Below are 19,331 nucleotides of genomic sequence, written 5' to 3' on the forward strand. Positions count from 1 at the left end.
CATGTTCAAGGTCTACGGCGATTACCGTTCCGGCAACTGCTACAAGGTAAAGCTGATGCTGCATCTGCTCGGCCACGAATATCAGTGGCTGCCGATCGACATCCTCAAGGGCGAGACCCAGACCGCGGAATTCCTGGCCAAGAACCCCAACGGCAAGATTCCGGTGCTGGAGCTGGAAGACGGCACCTTCCTGTGGGAGTCCAACGCCATCCTCAACTTCCTGGCCGACGGCAGCGAATTCATCCCGAGCGAGCCGCGCCTGCGCACCCAGATGCTGCAATGGCAGTTCTTCGAACAGTACAGCCACGAGCCCTACGTGGCGGTGGCCCGCTTCATCCAGCTCTACCAGGGCCTGCCGGAAGCGCGCCGGGCCGAGTACGAGGAGTGCCACGTGCGCGGCTACAAGGCGTTCAAGGTGATGGAGCAGCAGTTGCAGCGCACGCCGTACCTGGTGGGCGAGCACTACACCCTCGCCGACATCGCCCTGTACGCCTACACCCACGTGGCCCATGAGGGCGGCTTCGATCTCTCCGGCTTCCCGGCGATCAACGCCTGGCTCGAGCGCGTCGCCAGCCACCCACGGCACGTGGCGATGCTCGACTGACGAAAAAACCGGCCTAGGCCGGTTTTTTCTTGCCCGCTCAGGGCTGGCTGACCGCGATGGCGCGGGTGGCGCTCGTTCTCAGTCCTTGATCAGGCTGAGGAACTCGCTGCGGGTGGCGGCGTTCTCGCGGAATTCGCCGAGCATCACCGAGGTGACCATGGAGGAGTTCTGCTTCTCCACGCCGCGCATCATCATGCACATGTGCTGGGCCTCGATGACCACGGCCACACCCTGGGCGCCGGTGACCTGCTGAATGGCCTCGGCGATCTGCCGGCTGAGGTTTTCCTGGATCTGCAGGCGGCGGGCGTACATGTCGACGATGCGCGCCACCTTGGACAGGCCGAGCACCTTGCCCTTGGGCAGGTAGGCCACGTGGGCCTTGCCGATGAAGGGCAGCAGGTGGTGCTCGCACAGGGAATACAGCTCGATGTTCTTGACCAGCACCATCTCGCTGTTGTCGGAGCTGAACAGCGCGCCGTTGGTGACCTCATCGAGCGTCTGCTGGTAGCCGCGGCAGAGGTACTGCATGGCCTTGGCGGCGCGTTGCGGAGTGTCGAGCAGGCCCTCGCGGGAAACGTCCTCGCCGAGTTGGCCGAGGATCGCGGTGTACTGCTGAGCCAGTTTCTGAGTGCTAGATTCCATGAGGTTTCCAGGGCTGTTGAAAGAGTTCCGTATCGTCCGTCCGCGCGGCCGGCGCGCTGCGGGCGGCGGCCCGGTGCGGATGATCACGCAGGCAATGAAGCTCCGCATCATACCCGCCCGCAGACGTGGAGTCGCGCAGGCCGCACGCGTATCGTGCATCCGACGCACAGCGGGACCATGATTCAGTTGCAACAAGTGGCAAGCCAGGCGGCTCGAAAGGCTACCGGCATGTCACCATCGGATCACGCGGCCCAGCGCCGAATAACAAGGAGAAAGGCAATGAGCATTCCGTTCTGGTGTGTGTTTATCGCGGCCCTGCTGATCTATGCCGCCAAGCTGCCCGTGGCGCGGGCGATGAACGCCGAGTCAGGCGGCTACGACAACCACAACCCGCGCGCCCAGCAGGCCCGGCTCACCGGCCTCGGCGCCAGGGCCCACGCGGCGCATCTGAACAGCATCGAGATGTTCCCGCTGTTCGCCGCCGGCGTGCTGATGGCCCACACCACCAACGTGTTCGGCTGGTGGGTGGACCTGTTGGCGATCCTGTTCATCGTCGCGCGGGTGCTCTACCTGCTGTTCTACTGGCGCGACCTGGCCTGGCAGCGCTCGCTGGTGTGGACGGTCGGCCTGATCTGCTGCCTGCTGCTGATGCTCAGCCCGGCGCTGCGCTGGCTGCTCGTGACGGTCTGAAACGACGAAGCCCGCCGAGATGGCGGGCTTCTTTCATGCGGTGCCTCAGCGGCCCTGGACGGCGTCGCCTATCTCGTCGGCGGCGCCTTTCGCGGCATCGGAGGTGTCTTCGGCCGCCTCATCCAAGCGTTCGCCCAGCGTGGGTTCGTGGCCCGTGGCCTGGTCGACCTTCTTCTCGATGGCCTCGCCGGTGTCCTCGGCGGCATTGCCGAGCGACTCCATGGCTTCGGAAACGTTTTCCTTGGCCGATTCCATCTTGTCTTCCGGGGTCTTCTCGCAGGCGGCCAGACCCAGGGTCATGGCGAGGAGGAGGGCGTAGGTAAGGGGCTTGTGCACGATTCGATCTCCTGTTCGATGCGGATGCGTGTGTACGGCACCCGTCTCGCTTGGAGCGAAGCGGCGCAAGCGAAGTTCCTGGGGGGGAGGGGACCGATGCCCGCGGCTGGCGCGGGCATCGGCGGGAATCACTGCTGTTGCTGGCCGGCGGGAGGCGGCGGGGCGGGGATGGTCGGGTTGGCCGGCGGCACCGCCTCGTTGTTCTCCTTGGCGCGCTCACGGGCCGCTTCGTCCGCCGCGCGTGCGGCGTCGTTGCTGTGCTCGGCGGCGTCCTTCAGCGACTCGCGGGCTTCCTCTTGCGCTTCACGCGCCTCTTCCGCCTTGTCTTCGGACGGTTTGTCGCAGGCGGCGAGGCCAAGCGTGGCAGCGAGCATGAACGCATAGGCGATTGGTTTGTGCATGGGCTGTTTCTCCTTGTGGTAAGGCCATCGCTCTTTCGAGACGGCCCCCACGGGGAAGGTTCAGACTGTTTTGCCCGCGTCTATGTGCGCGGCGGCCGCGCCGCTATCATGGGCGGATTTTCCGCATCGCCACGAGGTATCGACGATGAGCGACAACGCCGTTCTGCAGCGGGCCCAGCGCTTCCTGTCCGCCCTGCGCCACTGCCAGGTCTTGGGCCTGAGCGTGCACGAGGCCGGGCCGGAGGGGCTGACCCTGCGCCTTCCCTACAGCACCCAGATAATCGGCAACCCCGAGAGCGGGGTGATCCACGGGGGCGCCATCACCACCCTGATGGACACCACCTGCGGCATCTCGACCGTCTGCGTACTGCCGGAATTCGAGATCTGCCCAACCCTGGACCTGCGCATCGACTACATGCGCCCGGCCCAGCCGCACATGGATGTCTACGGGTTCGCCGAATGCTACCGGGTGACCGAGAACGTCATCTTCACCCGCGGCTATGCCTACCAGGACGACCCGGCCGAGCCGATCGCCCACGTGGTCGGGGCCTTCATGCGCATGGGCAAGCCGGGCGGCCCGAAGACGCCCGCCCAAGGAGCCGCGTGATGACCTCGCTGAACTTCAACGCGCTGGTGCGCGAAGCCCACGAGAAGAACGAGTACGACGCGCTGATCAGCCTGATCCCCTATGCGCGGATGATCGGCATCGAGTGCCTGCGCCTGGGCGACGACATGGTCTTCCGCCTGCCGGCGAACAAGGACAACATCGGCAACCCGACCCTGCCCGCGCTGCACGGCGGGGTGATCGCCGGCTTCATGGAGCATGCCGCGATGCTCCACCTGCTGATGTTCATGGGCATCCCACATTTGCCGAAAATCATCGACTTCTCGATAGATTACCTGCGCGCCGGTCATTATCGTGACACCTACGCCCAGTGCCAGGTCTGGCGCCAGGGACGCCGGGTGGCCAACGTCGCCATCACGGCCTGGCAGACCAGCCAGAGCGAACCCATCGCCACCGCCCGCGCCCACTTCAAGGTCGACGAACCCTGATCGGAGCGGGCACATAACAACAAGGAACTCGAATGGATGCGTTGCTGATCCTCGGCGGCCTGCTGCTGATTCTCGCCGGCCTGGTGTGGCTGGTGATGCGGGCCTTCTCCACCAGCCTGCTGTGGGGCTGGGGCAGCCTGATTCCTCCCATCACCCTGATCTACGCGCTGCGCCACTGGCGCAGCGCCAGGCAGGCCGTGATGCTGGCCGCCTTGGGTATCATCCCGCTGGTGGTGGGCATGGTGCTGATGGCCAGCCAGGATGCCGCCCGTCTCGAAGCGATTCTCAGCCTGCGCTGGCTGAAAGAGCCGCCCAAGGCGCCGGCGGAGCTGGAAATCCGCCTGTATGGCGAACTCAACGGCGAACCCTTCGCTCCGCAGTACGCCGAGCTGATCGACGGCGCGCTCAGCCTGCGTGAAGGCGAGGACTTCTTCGCCCGCCGCGAGGTGGCGATCCGCCTGCCGAGGACGCAGAAGACACCGGTGCAGCTGGACGTGCTGCCGGAAGACACGGGCGGGCCGGAAGTGGAGATCAGCTGGCTGCTGCCCGACCAGGACCTGCCCGAGGCCCGGCGCCTGAGCCGGGGCTACACCCTGCACCTGAACCTGCAGCCGCTGCCGCCGAACAAGCTGCAGGGCGACTTTCACCTGGTCCTGCCGCCGTCCTTCAAGACCAGCCTGAGCGGCCGCCTGGAGCTGTTCGCCGACCGCCTGCGCTACCAGGACGGGCGACTCGATGCCCGCTTCGACTCGCGGGAGACCCTGGCCAAGGTCATCGACGACTACCTGCAGCGCCGTTTCGCCACCCGCCTGGTGCAACTGGCCGAGCTGCCTGAGGTGAGCTTCCCGGCCACCCGCCTGCCGATCGCCGTCCAGGCGCGGATCAACGGCAAGGAACAGGGCCTGGACCTGGTGCTGGAAAAGACCGCGCTGGGTTGGCAAGTGCAGGGCGACAACTATCCACCGCTGGACGAGACGCGCATCGCGGAGCCGAGCAAGGTGGCCGAGCCGGCGGCGGCCGAGGTCGTGGCGGTGCAGAACCCCCGTCCTGCGCTGGATCGCCGCCAGCGCTTCTCCCTGCCGCGCCTGCAGCGTAACCCGGAGCAGTACCGCAACCTCTCGATGCGCGTGAGCAAGGCAGGCGGCGGCACGGTGGAGGGGCGCTTCGTCGGCCTGGAGGCCGATGGCAGCCTGCGCCTCACCCAGCAGATCGGCAGCGGCGGCGGCCAGGCCAGCTTCAGCTTCAGGCCGGAAGACATCGGCGGCATCGAACTGCTGGAGCCCTGATTTTCGCAAGGCCTTGAAATCCCTCCCGAACACCCCATCTGTATGACACCCGCCGCCATCGCGCGGCCTGTCATGCATGTGGAGTTCGACGACCATGAGTGTGGAGACTCAAAAAGAAACCCTGGGCTTCCAGACCGAGGTGAAGCAGCTGCTGCACCTGATGATCCATTCGCTGTATTCCAACAAGGAAATCTTCCTCCGCGAACTGATTTCCAACGCCTCCGACGCCGCCGACAAGCTGCGCTTCGAAGCGCTGGCCAAGCCGGAACTGCTCGAAGGCGGCGCAGACCTGAAGATCCGTCTGTCCTTCGACAAGGACGCCAGGACCGTCACCCTCGAAGACAACGGCATCGGCATGAGCCGCGAGGACGTGATCACGCACCTCGGCACCATCGCCAAGTCCGGCACCGCCGATTTCATGAAGAACCTCACCGGCGACCAGAAGAAGGATTCGCACCTGATCGGCCAGTTCGGCGTGGGCTTCTATTCGGCCTTCATCGTCGCCGACAAGGTGGACGTGTTCACCCGCCGCGCCGGCCTGCCCGCCACCGAGGGCGTGCACTGGTCGTCGAAGGGCGAGGGCGATTTCGAGGTCTCGACCATCGACAAGCCCGAGCGTGGCACCCGCATCGTCCTGCACCTGAAGAGCGGCGAGGAAGAGTTCGCCGATGGCTGGCGCCTGCGCAACGTGGTCAAGAAATACTCCGACCACATCGCCCTGCCGATCGAACTGCCGAAAGACCCCATCTCTTCTCAAGAGCACGGTGAAGAGGCGGACAAGCCGGCCGAGCAGGAGTGGGAGACCGTCAACCGCGCCAGCGCCCTGTGGACCCGCAGCCGTACCGAGGTCAAGGACGAGGAATACCAGGAGTTCTACAAGCACGTCGCCCACGATTTCGAGAATCCGCTGAGCTGGAGCCACAACAAGGTCGAGGGCAAGCTGGAATACACCTCGCTGCTCTACGTGCCGGGCCGCGCGCCGTTCGACCTGTACCAGCGCGAGGCGCCCAAGGGCCTCAAGCTCTACGTGCAGCGCGTGTTCATCATGGACCAGGCGGACGAGTTCCTGCCGCTGTACCTGCGCTTCATCAAGGGCGTGGTCGACTCCAACGACCTGTCGCTGAACGTGTCCCGCGAGATCCTGCAGAAGGACCCGGTGATCGACTCCATGAAGTCGGCGCTGACCAAGCGCGTGCTGGACATGCTGGAGAAGCTGGCGAAGAACGAACCCGAGCAGTACAAGCAATTCTGGAAGGCCTTCGGCCAGGTGCTGAAGGAAGGCCCGGCCGAGGACTTCGCCAACAAGGAGAAGATCGCCGGCCTGCTGCGCTTCGCCTCCACCCAGGGCGACGACGGCGAGCAGTCCGTGGGCCTGGCCGACTACATCGGCCGCATGAGGGAAGGCCAGGACAAGATTTACTTCCTCACCGGCGAGACCTTCGCGCAGATCAAGAACAGCCCGCACCTGGAAGTGTTCCGCAAGAAAGGCATCGAGGTGCTGCTGCTCACCGACCGCATCGACGAGTGGCTGATGAGCTACCTGACCGAGTTCGACGGCAAGCAGTTCGTCGATGTGGCCCGTGGTGACCTGGACCTGGGCAAGCTGGACTCGGAAGAGGACAAGAAGGCCCAGGAAGAAGTCGCCAAGGCCAAGGAAGGGCTGCTGGAGCGTCTGAAAGGCGCGCTGGGCGAGCAGGTCGCCGAGGTGCGCGTGTCGCACCGCCTGACCGACTCGCCGGCGATCCTCGCCATCGGCGAACAGGACCTGGGCCTGCAGATGCGCCAGATTCTCGAGGCCAGCGGGCAGAAAGTGCCGGACGCTAAGCCGATCTTCGAGATCAACCCGCAGCACCCGCTGATCGAGAAGCTGGACGCCGAGGCCGACGAGGACCGCTTCACCGACCTGTCGCACATCCTCTTCGACCAGGCCGCCCTGGCCGCCGGCGACAGCCTCAAGGACCCGGCCACCTACGTGCGCCGCCTCAACAAGCTGCTGGTCGAGCTGTCCGCCTGACCTGTGGCCGCTCATGAAAAAGCCCGCTTCGGCGGGCTTTTTCATGTCTATGTACCCGTTACGTGTTGGTGGCGCAATTCTGCTCTTGTGGGAGCGGCTGGGCGGCATTCCGATCGGCCGCGAAATTCGCGGATAAATCCGCTCCCACAAGGTGTGCAACAACTAACTAACGTGGACAGAGCCTTTTTTCACGCCCATTCCTGTATGGCTGTCGTAGGGTGCGCCGCGCGCACCGCAGTGCAGGACCTGTGCGCACAGCGCACCCTACACAAGCAGGCGCAGGTCAATCGGGCCTAGGCTTTCCGCCGCTCGGCACGCCGGACTGGAGTTCTGCGGATGATGGCTATCTAATGGCGGCTTAAAGCCGGAGCATGGTCGTGCCGATACGCTTCTGCCCGCCTAGAATTTCAGCCGTCGTCCTGTAGTCGCCGCCCGCATGTCGTATCTGACCAGCCTGTTCCTTCTCGACGCCGATCCCAGCCTGCTCCTGTTCGGCAGCCACAACCCGTGGCTGGTGGCGCTGTCGCTGGCGATCGCCACTTTCACCTCCGGCATGGCCCTGCAGGTGGCGGGCATGGCGCGCCTCAGCCGCAATACCCTGCACCGGCAGACGGCGCTGCTCACCGGCTCCCTGGCCCTGGGCGGCGGCGTATGGGCCATGCACTTCATCGGCATGCTGGCGTTCCAGCTGTGCGCTCCGGTCAGCTACGCGCCGGGCTTGACCCTGCTGTCGCTGCTGCCCAGCCTGGGCGCCTCCTGGGTCGCCCTGCAGCTGCTGGCCCGGCGCCAGGTGACGCGCCTGCAACTGGTCGGCAGCGGCGTGCTGGTGGGCGCCGGCATCGGCGCCATGCACTACAGCGGCATGGCGGCGATGCGCATGGCGCCACTGCTGCGCTACGACCCCTGGTGGTTCGCCCTGTCCATCCTGGTGGCGGTGGGCCTGGCGATTATCGCGCTGTGGGTGCGCTTCGGCCTGCGTGGCCGGCTCAGCTCGGGCAAGGCGATCATGGCCAGCGGCCTGGTCATGGGCCTGGCCATCAGCGGCATGCACTACACCGGCATGGCCGCGGCGCGCTTCGTCGGCAGCCCAGATCCAGCCGGCGCCGAAGGCGACTTCAGCCTGTTCCTGGCCCTGGCCACGGCGCTTATCACCATTTCCCTGACCGTCTTCGTCGCCGGCATCAACGGCCTGCTGCGCTATCGCCAGCTGTACCGCCAGATGCAGGCCAGCGAGGAGCGCCTGCGGGCCATTCTGGAGACGGCGGTGGACGGCGTGGTGACCATCGACGACCAGGGCATCATCGAGAGCATGAACGCCGCCGCCGCGCAGCTGTATGGCTGGGACAAGAGCGAGCTGATCGGCCGGCACATCGACACCGTCATCCCGCAGAGCTACCGGCAGGGCATGGCCAACTACCTGCCGCAGCTGCTCAATGCCGGCGAGAGCCAGATCATCGGCGGCAGCCGTGAAGTAGAGCTGCTGCGCAAGGACGGCACCGAACTGCCGATCCGTCTGGCCATCGGCCGCGCCCAACTGTTCGAGCGCACCCTGTTCGTCGGCTTCATCAGCGACATCAGCGAGCGCAAGGCGATGGAGAGGGCTCTGCGCGAGAGCGAGCAGCAGTACCGCTCGCTGATCGGCAACATCCCCGGCGTGGCCTTCCGCTGCCAGCTGGACGAGAACTGGAGCATGCTGTTCATCAGCGACGCGGTGGAGAAGCTCACCGGCTGGCCTGCCGAGGATTTCGTCGCCGGCCGGCGTCACTTCACCCAGCTGATCCACCCGGACGACCAGGTGCGCGTCGGCGAGCTGGCCCGCGACGCTCTCGCCGAGGGTCGCAGCTACCAGGTGGAGTACCGCCTGACCCGCCGCGACGGCAGCGAGGTGTGGGTCTGGGAGAGCGGCAGCGGGGCGGCGGACGAGCAGGGCGCGCCACGGGGTGATGCTGGACATCACCGAGAGCAAGCTGCGCAACGCCGAGTTCGAGGGCACGGTCAACGCCATCGGCCGCGCGCTGTCGGTGATCGAGTTCGACCTGGGCGGCCGCGTGCTCAGCGCCAACCGCAACTTCCTCGAACTGACCGGCTACGAAGAAGCGGAGATCATCGGCCAGCACCACCGCATCTTCTGCGAGCAGCGCTACGTCGACAGCGGCGCCTACGACCAGTTCTGGGCACACCTGGCCCATGGCGAACTGGACAGCGGCGAATACCTCTGCCTCGGCAAGGGCGGCCGAGAAGTGTGGATACAGGCCTCCTACAACCCGATCTTCGACGCCGACGGCAAGCCGTTCAAGGTGATCCAGTTCGCCACTGACCTCAGTCAGCGCCGCGAGATGGAGGAAGCGCTGCGCATCGCCAAGGAGCGCGCCGAGCTGGCCGCCGCGGCCAAGACCACCTTCCTGGCCAACATGAGCCACGAAATCCGCACGCCGATGAACGCCATCATCGGCTTCACCGAACTGCTGCTGGACGACGTCCTCAGCGAGCAACAGCGCCGGCACCTGGGCACGGTGCGCCAGGCCGCGCGCTCGCTGCTCGGCCTGCTCAACGACATCCTCGACACCGCCAAGCTGGAACGTGGCGCGGTGGAGCTGGAGCACGTGGACTTCTCCCTGCGCGAGCTGTGCGGGCAGGTCTGCGACGCCCTGCGCCTGGGCGCCGAAAGCAAGGGGCTGACGTTGAGCCTGGACTATCAGGAGAGCCTGGGCGATTTCTTCAAGGGCGACCCGCTGCGCATCCAGCAGGTGCTGACCAACCTAGTGGGCAACGCGGTGAAGTTCACCGAGAGCGGCTGGGTGCGCCTGGAAGTGAGCGGCGAACCGGGCAGGGTGCAGCTGTCCGTGCGCGACAGCGGCATCGGCATCGCCGAGGACCGCCTGCAGCACATCTTCGACCCCTTCGCCCAGGCCGACGCCTCCATGAGCCGGCGCTTCGGCGGCACCGGCCTGGGCACCACCATCGCCCGCCAGCTGACCGAGCTGATGGGTGGCAGCATCCGGGTGGAGAGCCGCGATGGCGCGGGCAGCGTGTTCCATGTGCAGCTGCCGCTGCAGGTCGGCGAGGCCAGGGCAGGGGAGATCGTCACCGTCGCCTGCCAGCTGCCGGAACTGAACATCCTGGCCGCCGACGACGTGCCGCAGAACATCGAACTGCTCAGCCTGACGCTGGGGGCCATGGGCCACCGGGTCACCACCGCTGGCGACGGCGAGCAGGCATTGGCCGCCTTCGTCGGTGGGCGTTTCGACGTGCTGCTGATGGACGTGCAAATGCCGCGTATGGACGGCCTGGAGGCGACCCGGCGCATCCGTCGCCACGAGCAGGCCCACGGCCTGCGGTCGACACCGGTCATCGCCCTGACCGCCAGCGTGCTGGAGCAGGATCGCCGCGCCGCCCGCGAGGCCGGCATGGACGGTTTCGCCTCCAAGCCGCTGGAAATGGACCGGCTGCTGGCGGAAATCGCCCGGGTGATCGGCCTGGAGCCGACCGCAACCCCTCAGGTGCCGGCGGCCGAGCCCCAGCAAGACCTGGCCATCGACTGGCCGCGCGGCATCCAGCTGTGGGGCAGCGAACAGGCCATGGCGGCGGCGATCCGCCGCTTCCTAGCCGAGCATGCCCATAGCTGTACCGAGGTCGAGGACCTGCTGCGGGATGGGCGCCAGCTCGAAGCCATCGAACTGGTACACCGTCTGCGCGGCGCCGCCGGCAACCTGGCGCTGTTGCGGGCTAGCCGCCTGGCCGGTCAACTGGAGCACGCGCTCAAGGGCGCCGTGCCGGCCTCGGTGGAGGAACTGCTGGCCGCGCTGGTGGTGGCACTCGCCGCACTGCCGGGCGAGCTGCCGGCGGAGAAGGCCGCGGTGGAAGAGGGCGCCAGGCCCGCCATCGCCGAAGCCGAATTGTCAGCGCTTGTCGGACAGGTCCGGGGCGCCCTGCGCCACGGCGAACTGGCCGAGGACGCATTGCAACGCCTGAGTGCCGCGCTGCCGGCGCGTCAGGCCCATGCCCTGGAAGGCGCCATCAACGACTTCGATTTCGAGCGCGCCGACGCGCTGCTGGCCGAGCTGCTCGGCCATGGAGGCATGCCGCAATGATCAGACCCGCCGATGCCCGCCCCAAGCTGTTGCTGGTGGACGACGAGCCGACCAACCTGCAGGTGCTGCGGCAGATTCTGCAGGACGATTACCGCCTATTGTTCGCCAAGGACGGCGACAAGGCGCTGGAACTCGCCGAGCAGGAGAACCCGGCGCTGATCCTGCTCGACGTGATGATGCCGGGCATGACCGGCCACGAAGTCTGCGCACGGCTCAAGACGCAGCCGGCCACCTCGACCATCCCGGTGATCTTCGTCACCGCCCTGGCCGACGTGGAGGACGAAGCCCGCGGCTTCGAGGTCGGCGCGGTGGACTACATCACCAAGCCGGTCAGCCCGCCCATCGTCCGCGCCCGGGTGCGCACGCACCTGTCGCTCGTGCGCGCCGAGGAACTGCACGAGACCCGCCTGCAGATCGTCCAGCGCCTGGGCCTGGCCTCGGAATACAAGGACAACGAGACCGGCCTGCATGTGATCCGCATGAGCCACTACACCTACGTCCTGGCCAAGGCCGCGGGCTACAGCGAGCGCGAGGCGGACGACCTGCTCAACGCCGCGCCCATGCACGACGTGGGCAAGATCGGCATACCGGACGCCATCCTGCAGAAGAACGGCAAGCTCGACGACGCCGAGTGGGCGGTGATGCGCCAGCACGCGCAGATCGGCGCGGAAATCATCGGCGAGCACGACTCGGGGCTGCTGAAGACGGCGCGCATCATCGCGCTCACCCACCATGAGAAGTGGGACGGCAGCGGTTATCCCAATGGCCTCAAGGGCGAGGAGATTCCGCTGGCCGGGCGTATCGTCGCCATCGCCGATGTGTTCGACGCGCTGACCAGCGTGCGTCCCTACAAAGCGGCCTGGCCGGTCGAGGAAGCCATCTCGCTGCTGCGCCGTGAGAGCGGCCGTCACTTCGATCCCGAGCTGGTGGAGCTCTTCATCGACCAGATGCCGGCCATTCTCGAAATCAAGGAACGCTGGGCCGAGAAGGAATAGGGCCCGGCATCACGCCACAGGCAGGTGCTTGCTCACTTTCATCAGACCGGGCTCATCGCCCGGCAGGATGCGCCATGTCCGAGCCTGCACCTCGGTTCCGCGCGCCGTGCGATAGAGCGGCATCTCCAAGACGACCGCATCCGATTCGACTTCCAGCAGTCGCCCACGGGCGATCACGCCGTCGCTGAATTCCACCAGCAGCTCATCGCCCGAAGACAACGGCACTTCGCGGGAGGCATCGAGATCGCGCAGCAGCGCGCCGGGGTACAGGTGGCTGTCGTTGGCCAAGAAACGCCAGAGCATGAGCGATCTGAACTAACATTTCTAAATTTCCAACACTAGACCGCGCAGCAAAATCAATTAGTTATAGTCGCTACATTAAGTAAATCTAGAATATTTAGCATCTTCTCATACAGTGTCTCAGTAAGTAAATCCTCCTCAAGAAAAAAATGAACTACAGATTCCAATTGGGATAATTCCCAAAAAGTTATTGGAATCAAGTCTAGATATTTCGAATCATTATACAAAGCCATCTTTCTTATTACTAATGTAAAATCTGAGAGGTTTTGCAGGCGATTCGTTTAATCGAAATGGCTTTATGGGGCTGTCTAGACATGGGTAAGCAAAGCAAGGTGCATTCGTTCACGAAGCGCGGAAAAGTGTTCGGGAACGTATGGCGGGTATATAGCGCAAAATGCGATCAGGATTTTTCGCTTAGTAGTGATCGGGAATTAGCGCACTGGATCCTGTTTTTAGAGTTCAATCCCGACGTAATCCGTTTCGACCTGAATCCACAACCGCGTAGTCAATCACCGGAGCCTGGTGCGAAGAGAACCATTCTCGATGCTGAGGTGATAGTGCGGGGTGGGGCAATAGAGTGGCATGAGATAAAGGAGGGAAGCTTCGACAAAGACGCGGAATCGACACCGCAAATAGAACTTCAGCGCGAACTTGCAAAAGCAGCTGGCGTAAATTATCGAATTTTTAATGATGATGACTTTGCGCCTAGAGCAAGCAGCATCATGCCGCTACTAAAGGTAGCGGCCTGTTTGGCAGCAGGTAGGCACTTTTTTATACCCCCGGCAATTAATCTGGATGTTACAAGTTATCTTATAGGTCACGCCTCAGGCACGCTTGACGAGTATCTAAGGCATTTGAATAGCCACTCCCAAGATGTGCTTCTATATTTATTTTGTCGGCATTATTCTTTGGGCAAGATAGCAGTAGAATTTGAAAGCGCATTTTTTGCAAAAAACACCAAGTGGACATTGGTGTCATGAAGTCTTCAATAACCTGGGATTCTTTGAATCGCTGTGGGTTTGGGCGGGTAGACGAAGCCTGCCTTAAAGAACCAGATAAAAATATTTTTTTGCTCAGAAGGGAAGCGGTAAAGCTAAAACTTGAGGGGCAAGCGCTTAAGGAAATTGAAACCTACACAGGGCTGAAGCCGCAAGAAGTGTGTCGGCTGGTTAGTAGGTTCACAACACTTGATGACTTTGGTGTGTACCATGGGGAGATTGCTCTGCTGCCGAATAAACGAATTAAACAATACACCAGAAAAAATATAGAGCAAAGCAAACGTAGCGAGCAGCAAGGAAGTCTAAGCGGTATATTAGGCCTAACTATTGCTAAACATCCTGATGCGTTCCGCAAATTTGTAAAACGTGTTCTCCAACAGGGAACGACAGCATTTCGCGGGTTGAAATACAAGAAAAGTTATTACTATGCTGAGTTCCTTAACATTTTAAGAGAGGACGGTGTTACAGATGCAGAATGGCCTTTTTCGGTGCAAGGCGCCGGGAAAAGAACAATTCTAAAGCTAATAGATTCGATCTTGAATCAGGATTTCGAAAAAGCAGTATTTGCTGTTGCAGATGTAGGAGGCAAAGCTCACCTACAGGTTGGCAACGGAATGCAGCCATTGATAGTTGGCAGTGCACCTTTTGATGTGATTGAAATAGATGCTTATAAGATTGATGGATTTTTTTCTCTTGCGGTACGCCCTGAGACTAATCTAACTACCACCACTGTCATTAATCGATTTTGGTTGATTGCTGCAGTTGAAAGCAGGTCTGAAGCGGTACTTGCTTATCGACTTGTCTTTAGCAGCGAGGTGCGAGCGCAAGACATTCTTGATTTGATATGTGACGCATCAGCTGGAGGATGGAAACCAATCAGTGAGCTGGACGTACCTGGCCTGGAATATCCTAATGGGGCTGGGATGCCTTGCTACTTAATTGAAGAGTCGAGGGGAGCGCTGTGGGGTTGTTTGTACTTAGACAATGCAATGGCGCAGCATGCCGCGCTTGTTTCTAGTAATGCCAGAAATATTCTCGGATTCTCTATAAATTACGGTCAGCTTGGAAGGCCCGAACGTCGCTCTCAAATTGAAGGCCTGTTTCGGCAAGCAAGTCAAAGATTCTTGCACCTTATACCCTCAAGCACAGGAAGTTATCCTTGGAATGGCAGATCAGAGGCGCCGATAGAGAACGCTGAAAAGTATAAAATCAATATTGACGAGGCCTCGCAGGTTGTTGATGTCTTTATGGCTACATACAACATCACCCCTCGCAGGGGGCGGAACTACTCTTTGAGCCCTGTTGAAGTGATGAGGCAGTTCTTTCGGGAAAACGGGCTTATCTTTCCACGGCTGCAGGACAGGCTGCAATCTGTAAGCGAACTGTCAAGCCATGTCAAACAATGCACTGTTCGTGGAGGCATTAAAAAGGGAATACGGCCTTATATTCAGCTCGACAAAGCTCATTACACGAGCGCCGAACTAGCGAGCCGGCCTGCACTCATTGGGGAGCGCCTGCGGGTGAAAATAGACCCGAAAGACTATAGAACGGTCGACGCGTACTACACCTCCGGAGAGTTCTTCGGCACCCTTCATGTTCAAGGTATATGGCGTCACTCTAAGCACAGTGTTACAACAAGAAAGATCATTAATAGAGCGATAGAAAAGCGGGTGCTTGAGTGCTCAATGATTGACGATGTTATTGTGAAATATCGCGAGCATCTAATTTCATCAAAAACCCGAAGCACTAATTTAGAGTTGCAGCGGCTGTTTGATGAGCAGTTCGGGCTGGAAGGCGATGTGGAAAAAGAAGCTCCCGCAATTCCCGCACCAGTCGGGAAAGTTAAGGTTCACTCTGTTACTGGCATGATTGGTTTTGATCTGAAACCTGGCCAGTTGATTCCGAGGCCTGAGGACGATTACTGAGAGGGCTACCTATGTACGATCTCGATCATCCGGTAATTGAAACGCAATTTTTAATTGCCTCAAACGAAATTTCGCGAATTAGTTCAATCGTCAAAGATCGTGTGTTCATGCGAAAAACCGGAGTTATATTCTACGGGCCAGCTCGACTCGGAAAGTCCCAATGCTGCAAGGCTTTGAAGGGTTATCTGATGGCGACTTTTCCTAAGCTATATGTAAATTCGGTAACCGTTATTAATAGGGAAGGATTAAATTGCTCTAACATCATCCGTCAGCTTGCTGACATTGAGAACTGCCCGATAAAGTCTCGCGAAACAAGGCTTTCGGTTTTCAAAAAGCTTACTGATAGGATCGTTCTTCGGGTTCGAGAAAACGACTGCAATCAGTATGTATGCTTGATAGACGAATTTCAGCGCCTAAGGAGCGCTGATCTATATCAGCTAGCCGACCTGTACAACTCTCTTGACAATGTTGGTATCAAGATGACTGTTGTTTCATTTGCTATGCCAGAAGTGATCCAATTGCGTGACGATCTTTTTGCGTCTGAACAGAGGCAAATAATTGCTAGGTTCATGAGTGAGTTCATTGTGTTTAAAGGCTGCTCCAGTATTGATGATTTGACAGTTATTTTGAAGGGATATGACTCTATTGCCGATTATCCGTCGGGCTCTGGAATTACTTTTACACAAGCCTTTGCTCCCATAGCGTTTTCTAGTGGGTTTCGGCTGGAAAAGTATGCAAAGCCAATTTGGCTTGCGTTAACTGGCTGTGCGATCGGGAGCTACAGAAATAATCTGCCTATGGAGCATGTTTTGTTTTCGATCAAATACATTCTCATGTGGTGCTCTTCTCATGATCGTGAAGGTTTGGTTCTAACGGATACACAGATAATGGCCGGGGTCGAGTCTAGTTCGCTACAAGATTTCTGTACTTACAGCGGCACGTACAAGGTGGCGTGATGCGGCTATCGTTTTTTAAAGCCGGCCCCTATCCGTTTGAGTCGGTGGGGGGAATGGTTTCAAATTTAGCAATATTTAATTCGCTTACTGAGATTGAGGCTTTGGAGCTTTTAGGGTTTGACTCTGCTAAGGTCGACTCGTGCTTTTATGTGCGCCCTCGCTCGGAATTAGGTCTTCCAGCATGTAAGCCGAGTGGATTAGAAGATCATTTTCCTTCGAGCTATTTTCCGTCGAATGAGCATCACCGGTACTGTGCTGAGTGCGCGCCGCTTGGATATCACTCAGCCTTTACATTTGTGCTACAAGTAGATCGCTGCTTGTTGCATGGTTCGCCTTTGAAAAAGATGTGCGATTCCTGCTCTAGACTGCACCTAAATGACACTCCCCATCCATCCTTTGGACATCGCTGCTCAGACTGTGGATACCACATTCCAACATCTCTAGATCAGTTGCCATACAGAGGTGACAATGCGCTTCGAGCAATGATGCAGGAGGCTGGACTCGCTCAGAAAAAATGGTTTGGGACAATAATGGCCAAGCAGGAGGAAGGCTATCCTTTTAACAAAATAGTCCGATTAAAGTGTTACGAGGATGACGAAGACTTAACCCGAGCTGTAATACAGCTTTTAAATGTGGAAAATCCATTTTTTTCCACCCATCGCGGGGTTACACCATCATCGATTGAGCTTCATCACTGGAGGGCAGACGAGTGTTCCCCCTATGACGTTGATGAGCTCGCGCTCAGAAAATTTGAGACACGCCTAAACAGAATATGCGCCGCTATCGAAAAGACATATTTAATCGGTCACGAATCGTGCTTGAGGAGGATGGAAAAGTCTTTTGATTATCAAGCTGATGACAGCTACATATGCCCACTGTGTCCGCTAGCTGTTGCTTACAGTTATTTTCGGCTTAGACTCAGATTCCGTCACGGGGATAATTTAAGCGAAGAGCCAGTTGGGGCACTTGGGTTTGCTCATATTAAACGGCTCGCAATGGTTCACCCGTGGCTAGTCAGTGTTGATGATGGCTTCTACGAGGCGCTATTTCTCAAAATTTTAGGCGAAATAAAACTTCTGATCGATTCTGAGTCCAGTGCTGAGATTCGAATTTGCGCTGGTGGTGGAATTCTTACGAATATGATTGAGAATTTCTCAACAACTCGCGGTATGGGCGTTGAATTTGTGCGTAACTTTGATCCTCGTGAGTCAGAGTGCGGGGCGGGTCAAATCTATCAATATGTTACCGAGTCAGAGCGATTCTTGGTGAGAAAAGCTAAGTTTAGTTACCATATAATTCTCTGCAATAACGTGAACTTGATCCACCACGCCCACATTCTCATTTAAGTGCTAGCGTCAAGAAGCTGGCTTGGGTGCTATGTAGTTGGTAACTCATGCGATTGAATAGGGCATTTCGGCCTGATCCGTATGCGGTGCGGCCGCAGACATGGTGGTGCCGGCTGTTCAGCGCTCCATCTTCGAGCTGAAGACGGGCTGGGAAAGTATGCCACGTGGAGATTGCTCTTCATTCAGGCCGGCCTGTAGTACTTCATGCTTGCTCGGATAGTGGCGCAGCAGATGACGGGCTTCATCGCGAATGGATTCCGGTAGGGCAGTGTCACGTGTGAGCCTGGTGAGAAATTCCTGAGTCTGCACCACTGAGCGGGTGCGTTCGTAGGGTAGTGTCATAGCAACCTCCACTCAGCTTCTGCTCTAGTGTGGGGGATCAGGAGTTGTTTGCGATACCGCTGGTCTGCTCAACCAATTTCAATTGTGCGATTGCTTCCGCCAGGCGGGCATTCAGGCTCTCTGCTTTCTGTGACTGATCCTGGGTGACGTCACCAAGCCGGGTCACTTCCTCTTGCAAGGCATGACAGCGTTCCTCCAAGGCTACATTGGTGCGCTCAGTACCGGCCAATGTGCTCTCGGCCACCTTCAGGGCTTGAGTACTCTGAGCGAGAAGCTGTTGCTGCGCATGCTGATCTTTCCGTTGCTGCCTCGGTGTGCGATTTGGTCTAGCCATCTAGTTCTGGCCGCCTCGTGAGAGGCGACCAGCGCTGGCTAAGTCAATGACAGTGGTAAACGCCGGTGCTGTGGTTGGTATGGCAGCCCTTCGAATCAGTGCCTCCGCCATGGGCAACAGCAGCAGCGGAGGACAGGGCAATCACGGTGGCGATCAGGGCGGCAGAAAGCTTCTTCATGTTCAAACTCCGTTTCGATTGGCTCTTATATGTGATCTAGGTCACGCTCCGGATTATGGCAAAAGGCCTGCATTGAGCAAGGGAATTTTGATCGACCGGTCAGAGAGCCGCACGAAGCAACGCCAGCACCGCTAGATGGCCGGGGTAGAAGTAGTAACCCCAGCGCCCCACTGGCCATATGTGTAGGGTGACTTTCTGGCGCAATAGCCACAGGCCAACCATCGGAGCCGCAAAGGTCGTGGCCATGGCCCACCAGGTGCCCAAGGGACCAGCTCCGATCCAACCGTCACGGCTGTTGGCCAACACGCTGAAGACTGCAGGGATGAGCCAGGTAATCCAGGGGCGCTGCACTGCCAGTACCATGGTCGCCGGCAGCAGGACACCAAACGCGCCGTACATCAGCCGATCATGCAGCGCTATCGACACGATCAGCGTGAATAGCCCCAGCACCAAGCCTGTACGATCGCTGTGATGGACGCTCCAAGCAACGATGAGCCCCAACATCAGTGTCGGCATCACATTCAGCGTGCTGCTTGTTTCGGATAGCGCCCGATAGGGCAACTCGGATAAGAGGCTGAAGGCCAGAAGCCAGCTCAGGTAGCGAAAGTTATTTTCGCTGTACAGATCTCCTGGGCTGGAGCGCGACACGTTGGCGGCGATGCCAAGGCAGAACAGCGGGAAGGCGAAGCGTCCAACCACGAACAGCCAGGCTGTCGCTTCAGGCCATAGATAGCGCAGGTGGTCTATCACCATCGTCAGCATGGCGAGCCATTTGACGAGATCCAAGCTGGTCGAGCGCATTACCCCATGATCCCGAGGGTCACCACGGTGAGCACTAGG

At 59.8% G+C, this 19,331-nt stretch carries 20 protein-coding genes and 1 pseudogene; 13 read left to right on the forward strand and 8 right to left on the reverse strand.

Annotation, left to right across the window (positions count from 1 at the left end):
- The first annotated feature begins 1 nt into the window (after nucleotide 1).
- Nucleotides 2–604: a glutathione S-transferase family protein gene (locus N5D30_RS16995; RefSeq protein ID WP_279902394.1), complete on the forward strand. Its 603-nt coding sequence runs from the start codon at nucleotides 2–4 to the stop codon at nucleotides 602–604.
- A gap of 78 nt (nucleotides 605–682) precedes the next feature.
- Here the strand turns inward: N5D30_RS16995 and folE are convergent, their stop codons facing one another.
- Entirely contained in the window at nucleotides 683–1,246 is a 564-nt protein-coding gene (folE, locus tag N5D30_RS17000; protein ID WP_279909899.1) for a GTP cyclohydrolase I FolE, read from the reverse strand.
- A 279-nt stretch (nucleotides 1,247–1,525) separates the two neighbouring features.
- Here folE and N5D30_RS17005 point away from each other — a divergent pair, with 279 nt between their 5' ends.
- Nucleotides 1,526–1,936, forward strand: a complete 411-nt coding sequence (locus tag N5D30_RS17005) for an MAPEG family protein (RefSeq protein ID WP_279909900.1) — start codon at nucleotides 1,526–1,528, stop codon at nucleotides 1,934–1,936.
- 45 nt (nucleotides 1,937–1,981) lie between these two features.
- Here N5D30_RS17005 and N5D30_RS17010 read toward each other — a convergent pair whose 3' ends face one another.
- Nucleotides 1,982–2,272, reverse strand: a complete 291-nt coding sequence (locus N5D30_RS17010) for a hypothetical protein (protein ID WP_220814071.1) — start codon at nucleotides 2,270–2,272, stop codon at nucleotides 1,982–1,984.
- 128 nt (nucleotides 2,273–2,400) lie between these two features.
- Nucleotides 2,401–2,673 carry a hypothetical protein gene (locus N5D30_RS17015; protein ID WP_220814123.1) on the reverse strand — a complete coding sequence of 91 codons (273 nt, stop codon included), beginning with the start codon at nucleotides 2,671–2,673 and terminating at the stop codon, nucleotides 2,401–2,403.
- A 145-nt stretch (nucleotides 2,674–2,818) separates the two neighbouring features.
- Here N5D30_RS17015 and N5D30_RS17020 point away from each other — a divergent pair, with 145 nt between their 5' ends.
- The 7 genes and pseudogenes from N5D30_RS17020 to N5D30_RS17050 all read left to right on the forward strand — a co-directional run bounded on the left by N5D30_RS17020 (nucleotide 2,819) and on the right by N5D30_RS17050 (nucleotide 12,112).
- Nucleotides 2,819–3,280, forward strand: coding sequence for a PaaI family thioesterase (locus N5D30_RS17020; protein WP_279902397.1), 462 nt, complete (start codon nucleotides 2,819–2,821; stop codon nucleotides 3,278–3,280).
- Nucleotides 3,280–3,726, forward strand: coding sequence for a PaaI family thioesterase (locus N5D30_RS17025; protein ID WP_220814125.1), 447 nt, complete (start codon nucleotides 3,280–3,282; stop codon nucleotides 3,724–3,726). Before N5D30_RS17020 ends, N5D30_RS17025 begins: the two co-directional genes overlap by 1 nt.
- A gap of 32 nt (nucleotides 3,727–3,758) precedes the next feature.
- Nucleotides 3,759–5,012, forward strand: coding sequence for an MFS transporter (locus N5D30_RS17030; protein ID WP_279909901.1), 1,254 nt, complete (start codon nucleotides 3,759–3,761; stop codon nucleotides 5,010–5,012).
- 94 nt (nucleotides 5,013–5,106) lie between these two features.
- Nucleotides 5,107–7,026, forward strand: coding sequence for a molecular chaperone HtpG (gene htpG, locus N5D30_RS17035; protein ID WP_279909902.1), 1,920 nt, complete (start codon nucleotides 5,107–5,109; stop codon nucleotides 7,024–7,026).
- A 673-nt stretch (nucleotides 7,027–7,699) separates the two neighbouring features.
- A pseudogene (locus N5D30_RS17040) lies at nucleotides 7,700–8,920 on the forward strand (PAS domain S-box protein); the annotation flags it as partial.
- A 49-nt stretch (nucleotides 8,921–8,969) separates the two neighbouring features.
- Entirely contained in the window at nucleotides 8,970–11,117 is a 2,148-nt protein-coding gene (locus tag N5D30_RS17045; RefSeq protein WP_279909903.1) for a PAS domain-containing hybrid sensor histidine kinase/response regulator, read from the forward strand.
- Nucleotides 11,114–12,112: a two-component system response regulator gene (locus N5D30_RS17050; protein ID WP_279909904.1), complete on the forward strand. Its 999-nt coding sequence runs from the start codon at nucleotides 11,114–11,116 to the stop codon at nucleotides 12,110–12,112. The genes N5D30_RS17045 and N5D30_RS17050 overlap by 4 nt, the downstream gene beginning before the upstream one ends.
- Nucleotides 12,113–12,121: 9 nt before the next feature.
- Here N5D30_RS17050 and N5D30_RS17055 read toward each other — a convergent pair whose 3' ends face one another.
- Nucleotides 12,122–12,415 (reverse strand): hypothetical protein, encoded by a 294-nt coding sequence (locus tag N5D30_RS17055; protein ID WP_279909906.1) that lies wholly within the window; start codon nucleotides 12,413–12,415, stop codon nucleotides 12,122–12,124.
- A 311-nt stretch (nucleotides 12,416–12,726) separates the two neighbouring features.
- On the opposite strand from N5D30_RS17055, the gene N5D30_RS17060 reads away from it, so the two are divergent.
- Genes N5D30_RS17060 through N5D30_RS17075 form a run of 4 tightly spaced genes read left to right on the forward strand, consistent with a single transcriptional unit; the run spans nucleotide 12,727 to nucleotide 17,637 of the window.
- Nucleotides 12,727–13,392 carry a hypothetical protein gene (locus tag N5D30_RS17060; protein WP_148304354.1) on the forward strand — a complete coding sequence of 222 codons (666 nt, stop codon included), beginning with the start codon at nucleotides 12,727–12,729 and terminating at the stop codon, nucleotides 13,390–13,392.
- On the forward strand, nucleotides 13,389–15,335 hold the full coding sequence (locus N5D30_RS17065) for a hypothetical protein (RefSeq protein WP_279909907.1): 1,947 nt from the start codon (nucleotides 13,389–13,391) through the stop codon (nucleotides 15,333–15,335). Before N5D30_RS17060 ends, N5D30_RS17065 begins: the two co-directional genes overlap by 4 nt.
- 11 nt (nucleotides 15,336–15,346) lie before the next feature.
- Nucleotides 15,347–16,291: an AAA family ATPase gene (locus tag N5D30_RS17070; RefSeq protein WP_146603079.1), complete on the forward strand. Its 945-nt coding sequence runs from the start codon at nucleotides 15,347–15,349 to the stop codon at nucleotides 16,289–16,291.
- Nucleotides 16,291–17,637 (forward strand): hypothetical protein, encoded by a 1,347-nt coding sequence (locus N5D30_RS17075; RefSeq protein WP_139205564.1) that lies wholly within the window; start codon nucleotides 16,291–16,293, stop codon nucleotides 17,635–17,637. Before N5D30_RS17070 ends, N5D30_RS17075 begins: the two co-directional genes overlap by 1 nt.
- Before the next feature lie 117 nt (nucleotides 17,638–17,754).
- Here the strand turns inward: N5D30_RS17075 and N5D30_RS17080 are convergent, their stop codons facing one another.
- The 4 genes from N5D30_RS17080 to N5D30_RS17095 form a co-directional block, all read right to left on the reverse strand.
- Nucleotides 17,755–17,979 (reverse strand): BPSL0761 family protein, encoded by a 225-nt coding sequence (locus tag N5D30_RS17080; RefSeq protein ID WP_043245885.1) that lies wholly within the window; start codon nucleotides 17,977–17,979, stop codon nucleotides 17,755–17,757.
- Between the two features lie 37 nt (nucleotides 17,980–18,016).
- Nucleotides 18,017–18,313, reverse strand: coding sequence for a hypothetical protein (locus tag N5D30_RS17085; protein WP_279909908.1), 297 nt, complete (start codon nucleotides 18,311–18,313; stop codon nucleotides 18,017–18,019).
- A 43-nt stretch (nucleotides 18,314–18,356) separates the two neighbouring features.
- Nucleotides 18,357–18,491, reverse strand: coding sequence for a YHYH domain-containing protein (locus tag N5D30_RS17090; protein ID WP_169708484.1), 135 nt, complete (start codon nucleotides 18,489–18,491; stop codon nucleotides 18,357–18,359).
- A 99-nt stretch (nucleotides 18,492–18,590) separates the two neighbouring features.
- Nucleotides 18,591–19,292 (reverse strand): conjugal transfer protein TraX, encoded by a 702-nt coding sequence (locus N5D30_RS17095; RefSeq protein ID WP_279909910.1) that lies wholly within the window; start codon nucleotides 19,290–19,292, stop codon nucleotides 18,591–18,593.
- Nucleotides 19,293–19,331 lie beyond the last annotated feature (39 nt).

It is taken from the genome of Pseudomonas sp. GD03875 (assembly GCF_029840585.1).
Classification (GTDB): Bacteria; Pseudomonadota; Gammaproteobacteria; order Pseudomonadales; family Pseudomonadaceae; genus Aquipseudomonas; species Aquipseudomonas paralcaligenes.

Coding starts and splice junctions, on each gene's coding strand:
- N5D30_RS17020 (WP_279902397.1), top strand. CDS start 2,819: ATGAGCGACAACGCCGTTCTGCAGCGGGCCCAGCGCTTCCTGTCCGCC.
- N5D30_RS16995 (WP_279902394.1), top strand. CDS start 2: ATGTTCAAGGTCTACGGCGATTACCGTTCCGGCAACTGCTACAAGGTA.
- N5D30_RS17090 (WP_169708484.1), bottom strand. CDS start 18,491: ATGAAGAAGCTTTCTGCCGCCCTGATCGCCACCGTGATTGCCCTGTCC.
- N5D30_RS17055 (WP_279909906.1), bottom strand. CDS start 12,415: ATGCTCTGGCGTTTCTTGGCCAACGACAGCCACCTGTACCCCGGCGCG.
- N5D30_RS17060 (WP_148304354.1), top strand. CDS start 12,727: ATGGGTAAGCAAAGCAAGGTGCATTCGTTCACGAAGCGCGGAAAAGTG.
- N5D30_RS17065 (WP_279909907.1), top strand. CDS start 13,389: ATGAAGTCTTCAATAACCTGGGATTCTTTGAATCGCTGTGGGTTTGGG.
- N5D30_RS17085 (WP_279909908.1), bottom strand. CDS start 18,313: ATGGCTAGACCAAATCGCACACCGAGGCAGCAACGGAAAGATCAGCAT.
- N5D30_RS17095 (WP_279909910.1), bottom strand. CDS start 19,292: ATGCGCTCGACCAGCTTGGATCTCGTCAAATGGCTCGCCATGCTGACG.
- N5D30_RS17070 (WP_146603079.1), top strand. CDS start 15,347: ATGTACGATCTCGATCATCCGGTAATTGAAACGCAATTTTTAATTGCC.
- N5D30_RS17075 (WP_139205564.1), top strand. CDS start 16,291: ATGCGGCTATCGTTTTTTAAAGCCGGCCCCTATCCGTTTGAGTCGGTG.
- folE (WP_279909899.1), bottom strand. CDS start 1,246: ATGGAATCTAGCACTCAGAAACTGGCTCAGCAGTACACCGCGATCCTC.
- N5D30_RS17050 (WP_279909904.1), top strand. CDS start 11,114: ATGATCAGACCCGCCGATGCCCGCCCCAAGCTGTTGCTGGTGGACGAC.
- N5D30_RS17045 (WP_279909903.1), top strand. CDS start 8,970: ATGCTGGACATCACCGAGAGCAAGCTGCGCAACGCCGAGTTCGAGGGC.
- N5D30_RS17005 (WP_279909900.1), top strand. CDS start 1,526: ATGAGCATTCCGTTCTGGTGTGTGTTTATCGCGGCCCTGCTGATCTAT.
- N5D30_RS17015 (WP_220814123.1), bottom strand. CDS start 2,673: ATGCACAAACCAATCGCCTATGCGTTCATGCTCGCTGCCACGCTTGGC.
- N5D30_RS17030 (WP_279909901.1), top strand. CDS start 3,759: ATGGATGCGTTGCTGATCCTCGGCGGCCTGCTGCTGATTCTCGCCGGC.
- N5D30_RS17080 (WP_043245885.1), bottom strand. CDS start 17,979: ATGACACTACCCTACGAACGCACCCGCTCAGTGGTGCAGACTCAGGAA.
- N5D30_RS17025 (WP_220814125.1), top strand. CDS start 3,280: ATGACCTCGCTGAACTTCAACGCGCTGGTGCGCGAAGCCCACGAGAAG.
- htpG (WP_279909902.1), top strand. CDS start 5,107: ATGAGTGTGGAGACTCAAAAAGAAACCCTGGGCTTCCAGACCGAGGTG.